Origin of the sequence: Curtobacterium sp. MCPF17_050 (assembly GCF_003224435.2) — a bacterium.
Classification (GTDB): Bacteria; Actinomycetota; Actinomycetes; order Actinomycetales; family Microbacteriaceae; genus Curtobacterium.
The window spans coordinates 1,777,251-1,789,831 of the sequence record NZ_CP126250.1 but is presented as its reverse complement, the minus strand read 5'-3'; the positions used below and the strand labels follow the sequence as shown (position 1 = coordinate 1,789,831).

At 70.6% G+C, this 12,581-nt stretch carries 7 protein-coding genes; 6 read left to right on the top strand and 1 reads right to left on the bottom strand.

The features are described from left to right. The first annotated feature begins 7 nt into the window (after nt 1-7). Together DEJ34_RS08530 and DEJ34_RS08525 are read left to right on the top strand one after the other, a co-directional pair. Nucleotides 8-1,573 (top strand): class I adenylate-forming enzyme family protein, encoded by a 1,566-nt coding sequence (locus tag DEJ34_RS08530; protein ID WP_181422202.1) that lies wholly within the window; start codon nt 8-10, stop codon nt 1,571-1,573. Beyond that, entirely contained in the window at nt 1,570-2,844 is a 1,275-nt protein-coding gene (locus DEJ34_RS08525) for an acyltransferase (protein ID WP_110910831.1), read from the top strand. The genes DEJ34_RS08530 and DEJ34_RS08525 overlap by 4 nt, the downstream gene beginning before the upstream one ends. A gap of 45 nt (nt 2,845-2,889) precedes the next feature. On the opposite strand, the gene DEJ34_RS08520 is transcribed toward DEJ34_RS08525, so the two are convergent. Further along, nucleotides 2,890-4,233: an MFS transporter gene (locus DEJ34_RS08520; RefSeq protein WP_110891281.1), complete on the bottom strand. Its 1,344-nt coding sequence runs from the start codon at nt 4,231-4,233 to the stop codon at nt 2,890-2,892. A gap of 143 nt (nt 4,234-4,376) precedes the next feature. Here DEJ34_RS08520 and uvrB point away from each other — a divergent pair, with 143 nt between their 5' ends. Genes uvrB through uvrC form a run of 4 tightly spaced genes read left to right on the top strand, consistent with a single transcriptional unit; the run spans nt 4,377 to nt 12,543 of the window. After that, a complete protein-coding gene (gene uvrB / locus DEJ34_RS08515) occupies nt 4,377-6,467 on the top strand; it encodes an excinuclease ABC subunit UvrB (protein ID WP_110825030.1) in 2,091 nt (696 codons plus the stop codon). After that, nucleotides 6,457-7,434 carry an SDR family NAD(P)-dependent oxidoreductase gene (locus DEJ34_RS08510; protein WP_110910832.1) on the top strand — a complete coding sequence of 326 codons (978 nt, stop codon included), beginning with the start codon at nt 6,457-6,459 and terminating at the stop codon, nt 7,432-7,434. Before uvrB ends, DEJ34_RS08510 begins: the two co-directional genes overlap by 11 nt. 48 nt (nt 7,435-7,482) lie before the next feature. Next, entirely contained in the window at nt 7,483-10,506 is a 3,024-nt protein-coding gene (gene uvrA, locus DEJ34_RS08505) for an excinuclease ABC subunit UvrA (RefSeq protein WP_258368222.1), read from the top strand. After that, nucleotides 10,507-12,543, top strand: coding sequence for an excinuclease ABC subunit UvrC (uvrC, locus tag DEJ34_RS08500; protein ID WP_284180676.1), 2,037 nt, complete (start codon nt 10,507-10,509; stop codon nt 12,541-12,543). The last annotated feature ends 38 nt before the right edge of the window (nt 12,544-12,581 follow it).

Here is a 12,581-nt window from a genome sequence, read left to right as displayed (position 1 = left end):
TGGGACGGTGCAGCACGACGGCGGTCCCTCCTCTCCCACCTCCCCGGGCGTCCCCGACAGCGGGGACGACCCGGCGACCGCGAGCGGTGGACCGCCGACGCTGCCCGGGCTCGCCGACCTCGTCCGCCGCCGAGCCGAGCAGGACGGCGACTGCTCGTACCTCGAGGACGCCCGCTCGGACCGCGTCCTCACGTACCGTGCGCTGCACGACGCCGTGAGCGCCTGGTCGCGCACCTTCGACGCGATCGGGATGCCGGCCTCCGGCGGTGTCCTCGTCGACGTCGGCGACCCGCTCGCCTTCGCCGTCGTCCACCTCGCCGCGGTCGCCTCCGGGCGCCGGTCGGTCCCGGTCGACACCGGCCAGCCGGCCACCGAACCCGCTCGGCTCGCAGCCCTCCTGGGGGGTGCGGTCATGGTCGTCTCCGACCGTCCGGAGGACGCGACCGTCCCCGGAGCGCCGGCCGCCGGTGTGGACGCGGCCACGTACCTCCCGACCGGGGTGCGTGACGGCGACGTGGCGGAGGGTGTGCCGGACGCTCCCGGACAGGGCTCGGTCGTCCTGTTCACCTCCGGGTCGACCGGGACGCCGAAGGGCGTCGAGCTGCCGGAGTCACAGCTGCTCGCCGTCGCCCGCGCCGTGGCGGAGCACAACCGGCTGACCGAGCACGACCGCGGGTTCAACTCGCTGCCGCTGTTCCACGTCAACGCCGAGGTCGTGGGCCTCCTCGCCACCCTCGTCGCCGGCGCGACGCTCGTGCTCGACCGCCGGTTCCGACGGACCGGCTTCTGGGAACTGCTCGAGGAGCGCCGGATCACCTGGCTCAACGCGGTGCCCGCGGTCCTCGCGGTCCTCGCCAAGACCGGTCCGTTGGCGTTCCCGGAGACGCTCCGCTTCGTCCGGAGCGCGTCGGCCCCGCTGCCCGACACGGTGCGCGCCGCCCTCGGGAACGTCCCGCTCGTCGTGAGTTGGGGCATGACCGAGGGAGCCAGCCAGATCACCGCGACGCCGCTCGGCGCACCGGCGCGACCCGGGTCCGTCGGACTGCCCGTCCGTTCCGAGGTGCAGGTCCGCGGCGAGGACGGTGCGGTGCTGCCGGCCGGCGAGATCGGTGCGCTCTGGGTACGGGGACCGGGCATCGTCCGGTCGTACCTGGGTGGACGCGCGGCCGACCGGTTCGACGCCGACGGGTGGCTGTCGACCGGGGACCTCGGGTCGGTCGCACCGGACGGCTGGGTGTCCCTCGCGGGCCGCTCCGACGACGTCATCAACCGCGGCGGGGAGAAGGTCTACCCGTCGGAGGTGGAGGACGTCCTGCTGCGTGACCCTCGCGTGCTCGAGGCCGTCGTGGTCGGGCGGTCGGACGACGTGCTCGGTGCCGTCCCCGTGGCCTACGTCATCGCGCAGGAGGACGTCGACACCGCGGGCCTGCTCGAGGACCTCGCGGCGCTGGCGGAGTCCGCCCTGACCCGGTTCCGTCGGCCGGCCGAGATCTCCCTGGTGCCCGACCTCCCGCGCGCCCCCACCGGCAAGGTCCAGCGGGCCCGCGTCCGAGCCATGGCCGAGTCACGGTGAACGCGCGTCCCACACCGACCGGGCACGACGCCGCGAGCGCAACGACCGGCACGAGTGCGACCGCCACCGATGCGGCCGGCACCACTGCGGCCGGCGCCACTGCGGCCGGCACCACGGGCACGACGACGGGTGTGCAGACGCCGACGCGGACGGCGTCCGGGCGCCCGCGTCACCTGTACGAGGTCGACGTGCTGCGCATCCTCACCTTCGCGTGTGTCATCGGCGTCCACACGACGAGCCACACGGTCGCGTCCGACGACGTCGGGCTCTACGCCGTGCTCGGCCTGCTGCACTTCACCCGGCTGGTCTTCTTCTCGCTGACCGCGTTCGTCCTGGTGTACAGCTGGTCCCTCCGCCCACGGCCGCTCGCGCAGTTCTGGCCCCGCCGGTTCCTGCTCGTCGGCGTGCCGTACCTGGCCTGGTCGTTCGTGTACGTCGTGGCGGCCTGGCTCATCGACGGGACGACCCGTGGGGACGTCCCGGCACTCGTGACGACCGCAGCCGAGGGGATCGTCACCGGGACGGCCTGGTACCACCTGTACTTCCTGCTCGTGACGATGCAGGTGTACCTGCTCCTGCCGGCGATCGTCTGGTTGGTCAGGGTCACCCGGCGGCACCACGTCACGCTCCTGGTGGTCTCGTTCGTCGTCCAGCTGGCCGTCTTCGCCGCCTACAAGTACGAGCCGCACTCGATCGACTGGCTGCACGGCTACCAGAAGCAGTTCTTCTTCTCGTACGTGTTCTTCATCGTGGCGGGTGCCGTCGCCGCGGACCACGCCGATGCGTTCCTGCGCTTCATCCGCGAGCACCGACGGGCCGTCCTGTGGGCGTTCGCCGGGGCCGGTGCCGTCACGCTCGGGGTCTGGTGGGTGCAGGTCGGCCTCGGGCAGTCCCTCTACGCCGCCGGTACTCCGCTGCAGCCCGTCCAGGTGCTGTGGAGCACCGCGGTCTTCGTCGGGTTCCTGACGATCGGCGCCGCGTGGGCGGACCGCCGCCGCGCCGACAGCGCACTGGCCCGGGTCGTCGACTACGCGTCGGACCGGTCGTTCGGGATCTTCCTCAGCCACCCGTTCGTGATCTGGATCCTGCTGTACGGGGACAGCTGGCTCGAAGCCGTGGTGCCGAAGCCGTGGCTGACGCTCGTGACCGTCGTGCTCGTCCTCGTGCTGTCGGTCGCCGTGACCGAGGTGTTCCGGTGGACGCCGCTCAGCGTGCCGCTCACCGGCCGACCGTCGCGCGCGCGACGGCGCGTTGCCCGCACCGCCGCCTGAGCAGCCCTGCCGGTCCGGGGTGCTGTGGGCCTCCCGGCCGTGCGGTCAGTGGGTCCCGCCGCGCTCCGCTGCCGGGACACCGGTCTCGAGCACCCCGTCCGTCATGGTGAGCCGCTGGGGCTTCATCACCCACGCCACGACGGCGGCGGCCGCGAGGAGGGCGCAGGAGATCCCGAACGGGATCTGCCAGCCGGAGGCCTCGATGAGCGTGCCGAAGACGATGGGCGAGACGACGCCCGCCACGCCGAAGCCGGTGTTCATGAAGCCGGACGCCGTGCCCGACCACTGCGGCGCGACGTCCATCGGGATCGCCCACAGGTTCGCGTTGCAGAGCTCGAGGAAGAAGAACGACAGCGCGAGCGACACCGTGGCCACGGTGAGGCTCTGTCCGGCGACGAGCAGGGGCAGCAGGCACACGAGTGATCCGCCGAGCCCGACGACCAGGACCACCCGGCGCGCGTGGCGGCTGTCCCCGCCGCGGTGGATGATCCGGTCGCTCAGCATGCCGCCGACGGTGTCGCCGACGACGCCGGCGAGCAGCACCGCGGTGGTGAACCACGCGAAGGCGGTGATCTCGAGGTCGTACTCGTCGCTGAGGAAGGTCGGGATCCAGGTCAGGAACACCCAGAGCGTCCAGCCGTAGCCGAAGTCGACGAAGGAGACCGGCAGGATCTGCTTCGCGAGGGCTCGCCACGGGACCGGCGGCCGGGTCGCCCGGGTCTCCACGGGCGGGAGCTCCGCCAACTCGGTCGCGGTGATCCCGCGGGCGTCCTCGGGGCGGTCCCGGAAGGCGACGAACCAGACGATGCCCCAGGCGACGGACAGGAGGGCCGTGGCGAAGAAGGCGAGTCGCCATCCGCTGATCGCGATGAAGTACGCCACGAGGAGGGGCGCGAGGGCGTTGCCGAGGCGGGCGGCCGAGTGCACGACGCCCTGCGCGAAGCCGTTCCGGTCGCGCGGGATCCACCGGCTCATCGCCTGGGTCGCGGACGGGAAGGCGGCCGCTTCGCTGAGGCCGAGGAGGAGCCGTGCGGCGAGCAGCGTCCAGAACCCGACCGCGAGACCGGTCCAGAGCGTCGCGACGCCCCACACCACGGTGATGACGAAGAGCGCGCGGCGCGGACCCGCCTTCTCGCTGATCGTCCCGCCGAACACCTGGAGCAGCGCGTAGGGGAGTGAGAAGGCCGCCACGACGTACCCGGCGGCGGACTCGGTGAGCCCGAACTCCTCGGTGATGTGCGGCAGGGCCGTGGAGATGTTCGTCCGGTCGATGTACGAGATCGCGTACATGAAGCAGAGCAGGACGAGCACCCGGCCGCGGATGCGTCCGCGGAACGGGGTGCCCTTCGTCGGGATCGGTGCTGGCGCCGCAGCGGGGGCCGTGGTCATGGGGCCTCTTCGGTCGGGTTGCTGAACGGACCGGAGGCTACGACCGTCGCCGATCAGGACCCTCGGAGTCCGCTATCAGGTGACAGTACGCCGTGGGCGAGCAGAACCGTCCGATGTCGGCAGCCGCGCCTACTGTGGACAGCATGGGAGTCGCCGTCAAGCCCACGCGTGCCATCCGTCCGTTCGAGGTCGTCAGTGAGTACTCGCCGAGCGGTGACCAGCCCGCGGCGATCGCCGAGCTCGCGGGCCGCATCAACGCCGGTGAGACGGACGTGGTGCTGCTCGGCGCCACGGGTACCGGCAAGTCGGCGACGACGGCGTGGCTGATCGAGCAGGTGCAGCGGCCGACACTCGTGCTCGCGCACAACAAGACGCTGGCCGCGCAGCTCGCGAACGAGTTCCGTGGGCTCATGCCGAACAACGCCGTCGAGTACTTCGTGTCGTACTACGACTACTACCAGCCCGAGGCGTACGTCCCGCAGACCGACACCTTCATCGAGAAGGACTCGTCCGTCAACGCCGAGGTCGAGCGGCTCCGGCACTCGACGACGAACTCGCTCCTCAGCCGACGGGACTCCGTCGTGGTGTCCACCGTCTCGTGCATCTACGGCCTCGGCACGCCGGAGCAGTACATGAACGCCTCGGTGGCGCTGCACATCGGCCAGACCATCTCGCGCGACCAGCTCGTGCGGAAGTTCGTCAGCATGCAGTACCAGCGCAACGACGTCGACTTCGCCCGTGGCACCTTCCGGGTCCGCGGCGACACGCTCGAGATCATCCCGATGTACGAAGAGCACGCGATCCGCATCGAGATGTTCGGGGACGAGATCGAGGCGCTGTCCTCGCTCCACCCGCTGACGGGCAACGTCATCGACGACCTGCCGGCCGTGTCGATCTTCCCGGCGTCGCACTACGTCGCGGACACCGACGTCATGCACCGGGCGATCAGCTCCATCAAGGAGGAACTCGCCGAACGACTCGCCGAGCTCGAGGGCCAGGGGAAGCTGCTCGAGGCCCAGCGGCTCCGGATGCGCACGACGTTCGACATCGAGATGATGGAGCAGATCGGATTCTGCTCGGGCATCGAGAACTACTCCCGGCACATGGAGGGCCGCGGCCCCGGGGAAGCGCCGCACTGTCTCATCGACTACTTCCCGGACGACTTCCTCCTCGTCATCGACGAGTCGCACGTCACCGTGCCGCAGATCGGTGCGATGTACGAGGGCGACGCCTCCCGCAAGCGCACTCTCGTCGAGCACGGGTTCCGGCTGCCGAGCGCGATGGACAACCGCCCGCTGAAGTGGGAGGAGTTCCTCGACCGCGTCGGGCAGAAGGTCTTCCTGTCCGCCACCCCGGGCAAGTACGAGCTCGGCATCACGGACAGCGTCGTCGAGCAGATCATCCGTCCGACCGGCCTGGTCGACCCCGAGATCGTCATCAAGCCGAGCGACGGCCAGATCGACGACCTGCTCGAGGAGATCAAGCAGCGGACCGAGAAGGACGAACGCGTCCTCGTCACCACCCTCACCAAGCGGATGGCGGAGGAACTGACGGACTTCCTCGGGAACGCCGGCGTGCGTGTGCGGTACCTGCACTCGGACGTGGACACCCTGAAGCGCGTGGAGCTCCTGACCGAGCTGCGCCAGGGCGTGTACGACGTCCTCATCGGCATCAACCTGCTCCGCGAGGGTCTCGACCTGCCCGAGGTCTCCCTCGTCGCGATCCTCGACGCCGACAAGGAGGGGTTCCTGCGGTCGTCGACGTCGCTCATCCAGACGATCGGTCGCGCGGCCCGCAACGTGTCGGGTCAGGTGCTCATGTACGCCGACAAGATGACCGACTCGATGAAGCAGGCCATCGAGGAGACCGACCGGCGGCGTGAGAAGCAGGTCGCCTACAACCTCGAGCACGGCATCGACCCGCAGCCGCTCCGCAAGAAGATCGCGGACATCACCGAGGTCCTGAACCGCGAGAACGACGACACCCGCGAGCTCCTCGAGCGTCGCGGTGGCGGCGTGCGGGACGGTCGACGTGCCCCCACGCCGTCCCTCCGTCGCGAGGGCATCGCGGGCGAGGGTGCGACCCAGCTCGAGGCGACGATCGCCGACCTGAACGACCAGATGCTGCAGGCCGCGGCCGAACTGAAGTTCGAGCTCGCGGCCCGGCTCCGCGACGAGGTGCAGGACCTCAAGAAGGCGCTGCGGCAGATGGAGTCCGCCGGCCATGTCGTCTGAGCCGGGGGAGCCGTCGGCGTCGGACGACGCCCGTCGCACGGTCGTCGTGACGGGCGCCAGCGCGGGCCTGGGGTACCAGGCCGCCGAGCAGCTGGCCGCCGCCGGACACCGGGTGGTCCTCGCGACCCGGAACCCCGAGAAGGCGACCGCGGCGGAGCGGAGCATCCGGGCCGTCGTCCCCGACGCGACACTCGAGCACGTCCACCTCGACCTCGCCGACCTCGGCTCCGTACGGTCCGCGGCCGACTCGCTCGCGGCGCTCGGACCCGTGCACGCGGTCCTCAACAACGCCGGGGTGGTCGGCTCGCGCGAGCGACGCTCCACCGCAGAGGGCCACGAGCTGCAGATCGGCACGGACCACCTCGGCCACTTCGCGTGGACCGGTCTCGTGCTCCCGCTGCTCACCGCCACGGGTGGTCGGGTCGTCCACCTCGGGTCCATCTCGCACCGCTGGGTGACACTCGACCGCCACGACCCGCTCGGAGCCGGGCACTACAACGGCTACCGGCAGTACGCGCGGAGCAAGCTCGCCGTGATGCTCTTCGGGTTCGAACTCGCGCAGCGGCTCGCCGACGCCGGGTCGCGCGTGTCGAGCGTCGTGGCGCACCCCGGCCTCGCGCTCGACTCGTTGACCGGACGGCGCACGGCGACCGGCCGTCCGGGTGCCCACGGCGTCGGGACACCGGGTCCTGTGTCCTCGGGCGGCGAACCCGCCTGGATCGGGCCGGGCCAGCGCTGGATCGCGCAGGGCAAGGACGCCGGTGCGGTGCCGCTCGTCCACGCCGCCGTCGGCACCGACGTCCGGTCCGGCCAGTACTGGGGTCCGGCCGGCTGGTTCCAGCTCCGCGGGCCTGCGGCCGTCGTCCCCGCCGAGCCGCGCGCACACGACCGCGGCGAAGCGGCGCGGCTGTGGGCCGCGAGCGAAGACGCCTCCGGGGTCGCGTTCGCTCTCGACGCACTCGGCTGATCCGCCCCGGCGGACGATTGTCGGAGCGGCTTCGTAGAATCGTCTGCGATGACCATCACCTCTGACCGCGGAACCGCCATGTCCGACCCGAACGACTTCGACGAGCCGTCGGACCTGCACCTGCCCGGTGGGACGGCTCCGCACGACACATCGACGCTGAGCGTCCGTGGCGCACGCGTGCACAACCTCCGCGACGTCGACCTCGAGATCCCGCGCGACTCGCTCGTCGTTTTCACCGGACTGTCCGGCTCCGGCAAGTCCTCGCTGGCGTTCGACACGATCTTCGCCGAGGGGCAGCGGCGGTACGTGGAGTCGCTGTCCGCGTACGCGCGCCAGTTCCTCGGCCAGGTCGACCGGCCGGACGTCGACTTCATCGAGGGCCTGTCGCCCGCGGTGTCGATCGACCAGAAGTCGACGAACCGCAACCCGCGGTCCACGGTGGGCACCATCACCGAGGTCTACGACTACATGCGTCTGCTCTGGGCGCGCATCGGCATCCCGCACTGCCCCGTCTGCGGTGAGGTGATCAGCAAGCAGAGCGTGCAGCAGATCGCCGACCAGCTCATGACGCAGGAGACCGGCACCCGGTTCCAGGTGCTCGCGCCGATCGTGTCGAAGAAGAAGGGCGAGTTCGTCGACCTCTTCCAGGAGCTCGCCGCGTCCGGCTACGCGCGCGCGATCGTCGACGGGGAGCGCATCCAGCTGAGCAACCCGCCGACGCTCAAGAAGCAGGTCAAGCACGACATCTCGGTCATCATCGACCGGCTGGTGGCGAGCGACGACATCCTCGGCCGTCTGACCGACTCCCTCGAGACGGCGCTGCGGCTCACGAACGGCACCGTCGCGATCGACCTCGTCGACCACGAGGGCCCCGGTGCGGTCCGGACCTACTCCGAGAACCTCTCGTGCCCGAACAACCACCCGCTCGCGCTCACCGAGATCGAGCCGCGGACGTTCTCCTTCAACGCGCCGTTCGGCGCCTGCCCCGAGTGCTCCGGCCTCGGCACGCGGATGTCGGTCGACCCGGACCTCGTCCTCGGCGACCCGGAGGCCTCCCTGGCCGACGGCGTCCTGCTGCCCTGGACCGGGACGAGCGGGCTGTACTCCTACTTCGAGAAGCTGCTCGCCGGTCTCGGCAAGGAGCTCGGCTTCCGCCTGGACACGCCGTGGAACCAGCTGCCCGCGTCGGTGCAGGCCGCCATCCTCACCGGCAAGGACTTCGAGGTCTCGGTGTCCTGGAAGAACCGCTTCGGCCGCGAGATGCGGTACACGAGCGGGTTCGAGGGCGTCATGCCCTACATCGAGCGCAAGTTCGCCGAGGCCGAGACCGACTCGCAGCGACAGCGGTTCCAGGGCTACCTGCGCGAGGTGCCGTGCCCCGTGTGCGACGGCACCCGCCTCAAGCCGGAGGTCCTCGCGGTGACGGTGGACGGCCGCAGCATCGCCGACGTCACGGTCATGGCCCTCGACGAGGCCTACGGCTTCATGGCCGACATCACGCTCACCGCCCGGGAGGCGCACATCGCCGCCGCCGTGCTGCGCGAGATCCGGGCACGGCTCGAGTTCCTGCTCGAGGTCGGCCTCAACTACCTGACCCTGGCGCGGGGAGCTGGCGGTCTCTCCGGCGGCGAAGCACAGCGCATCCGGCTCGCGACCCAGATCGGGTCCGGTCTGACGGGCGTGCTGTACGTCCTCGACGAGCCGAGCATCGGGCTGCACCAGCGCGACAACCGCCGGCTCATCGACACCCTGGTCAAGCTCAAGGACCTCGGCAACACCCTCATCGTCGTCGAGCACGACGAGGACACGATCCGCACCGCGGACTGGGTCGTCGACATCGGTCCTGGCGCGGGCGTCAACGGCGGCAACGTCGTGCACTCGGGCTCCTACGCGGACATGATCGAGAACCGCGAGTCGATCACGGGTGACTACCTGGCCGGACGTCGGGCGATCGAGATGCCAACCGAGCGCCGGAAGGTGAACCGCAAGCGCGTCATCAGCGTGCAGGGTGCGCGGGCGAACAACCTCAAGGACGTGGACGTCGACTTCCCGCTCGGCGTGTTCACGGCGGTCACCGGCGTGAGCGGCTCGGGCAAGTCGACGCTGGTCAACGACATCCTCTACAAGGTGCTCGCCAACCAGCTCAACGGTGCCCGGCACATCGCCGGCAAGCACACCCGCGTGAAGGGCCTCGACCAGCTCGACAAGGTCGTGCACGTCGACCAGGCGCCCATCGGCCGGACGCCGCGGTCCAACCCGGCGACCTACACGGGCGTGTTCGACCGCATCCGGCAGCTGTTCGCCGAGACGCAGGAGGCGAAGACCCGCGGGTACCAGCCCGGGCGCTTCAGCTTCAACGTCAAGGGCGGTCGCTGCGAGAACTGCTCCGGCGACGGCACGATCAAGATCGAGATGAACTTCCTGCCCGACGTCTACGTCGCGTGCGAGGTCTGCGGCGGTGCCCGGTACAACCGCGAGACGCTGCAGGTGCACTACAAGGGCAAGAACATCTCCGAGGTGCTCGACATGCCGATCAGCGAAGCGGCCGAGTTCTTCGAGCCGATCTCCGCGATCCACCGCTACATGGCGACCCTCGTCGACGTGGGCCTCGGGTACGTCCGGCTCGGGCAGAGCGCCACGACGCTCTCCGGCGGCGAGGCCCAGCGCGTGAAGCTCGCCACCGAGCTCCAGCGCCGTTCGAACGGCCGCACGGTGTACGTGCTCGACGAGCCGACCACGGGTCTGCACTTCGAGGACGTCCGCAAGCTGCTCCTCGTGCTGCAGAGCCTGGTCGACAAGGGCAACACGGTGATCACGATCGAACACAACCTCGACGTCATCAAGTCCGCCGACTGGCTCATCGACATGGGGCCCGAGGGCGGGTCCGGCGGCGGTACGGTGCTCGCGACCGGCACGCCGGAGCACGTCGCCGACGTCCCCGAGAGTCACACCGGGGTCTTCCTCCGGGAGATCCTCGACGCCCAGGACGCCCGCGTCGGCAAGCAGCGGTCCGTGCAGGGCCGACAGGGCGAGGTGCGCGGCGCCGCGCCGGCGAAGGCGGGTGCTCGGTAGGTGGCGGACACCGTCGCATGGCGTCCGAAGGCCGGTGAGATCCCGACCGACCCGGGCGTGTACCGGTGGCGCGACGAGGCCGGCCGGGTGCTCTACGTCGGCAAGGCGAAGAACCTCCGCGCGCGGCTGAGCAACTACTTCGCGCCGTTGCCGACGCTGCACGAACGCACCCGGCGCATGGTGCTGACGGCGCGCAGCGTCGAGTGGACCACGGTCGGTTCCGAGATCGAGGCGCTCCAGCTCGAGTACACCTGGATCAAGGAGTTCGACCCGCCCTTCAACGTCAAGTTCCGGGACGACAAGTCCTACCCGTACATGGCGATCACGATGGCGGACGAGGCGCCGCGGGTCATGGTCACGCGCAACCGCAAGATCAAGGGCGCGAAGTACTTCGGGCCCTACCCGAAGATCTGGGCGGTGCACGACACGATCGACCTCATGATCAAGGTGTTCCCGATCCGCACCTGCTCGGAGTCCTCGTACAAGCGCGCGATGCAGACCGGCAAGCCGTGCTTCCCGGGGCAGATCGGCAAGTGCGGCGGGCCGTGCTCGCAGCGGGTCACGATCGAGGAGCACCGGGCGCTGGTCGAGGAGTTCGTCCGCTTCATGGGCAGCTACGACCGGCGTGTGATCACGCAGCTGCGGCAGCGCATGGCCGCCTCGGCCGACGCCATGCAGTACGAGCAGGCGGCGCGCTACCGGGACCAGGTCGAGGCCCTCGAAGCCGTGCTCGAGAAGTCCGCCGTGGTGCTCAAGGACTCGGTGGACCTCGACCTGTTCGGCATCGCCGAGGACGAGCTCGCCGCCGCCGTGCAGCTGTTCTCGGTGCGGGGCGGCCGGATCCGCGGTGTGCGGGGTTGGGTGGTCGACAAGGAACTCGACATCAGCACCGGGGACCTCGTCGAGCAGATCGTCCAGGGCGTGTACGCCGGGACGGACCTGCCCGCCGGTGCCGGTGGTGAGGAACCGCCGCGCGAGGTCGTGGTGCCGGTCCTGCCCGACGACGCCGACGCCCTGCAGCAGTGGCTCAGCGACCGCCGGGGTGGTCGTGGCACGAAGCTCAGCACCGCCCAGCGCGGGGACCGTGCCGGTCTGGCCCGGACCGCCTCGCAGAACGCCCAGCAGGCGCTCATGCTCTACAAGACCAAGCGCTCGGCCGACTACACGACCCGTGCTGCGGCCCTCGCCGACATCCAGGAGGCCCTCGGCATGACCGAGGCGCCGCTGCGGATGGAGTGCTACGACATCTCGCACCTGCAGGGCACCAACGTCGTCGCCTCGATGGTCGTCTTCGAGGACGGGCTGCCCCGCAAGGACCAGTACCGCCGGTACACGATCGCCGAGACGACCGACGACACGGACAGCATGTACCAGGTCCTCACACGGCGGCTCGCCCGCCTCGACGAGGACGCTGCCCTGCCCGACGTCCCCGATGCGACTGTGGACGACGTGGTCGAGGGCACGAAGCCGACGAAGCGCTTCGCGTACCGGCCGCAGCTCCTCGTGGTGGACGGTGGCCAGCCGCAGGTCGCGGCGGCGAAGCGCGCGCTGGACGAGGCCGGGGTGACCGACATCGCGCTCGTCGGGATCGCGAAGCGGCTCGAGGAGCTCTGGCTGCCCGACGACGACTTCCCGGTCATCCTGCCCCGCAACTCCGAGGCGCTCTTCCTCATCCAGCGCCTGCGTGACGAGGCCCACCGCTTCGCGATCACGCACCAGCGCACGCGGCGCAAGCGGGACGTCAAGTCGCAGCTGTCGGAGATCCCCGGGCTCGGGCCGAGCCGTGTCGCGGCGCTGCTGAAGCACTTCGGCTCGGTCACCCGGTTGCGGCAGGCCACCGCGGAGGAGGTCGGCGAGGTGCCCGGTGTCGGGCCCGCGACCGCGGCCGCCGTGGTGCGCAAGCTCACCACCGTCCCGGTGAGCGCCCCGGAGTCGGCCAGCGCACCGGACACGGGTGCCGACCCGGTCGGCGCCCGGTCGGGAGGCCCGGTGCGCGTCCCCGACGCGGGCCCCGACGGGCCGCAGCGGCCCGCATGACGTCCGCACGGGCCTCCCGGCCGGACGGTAGCCTGGTC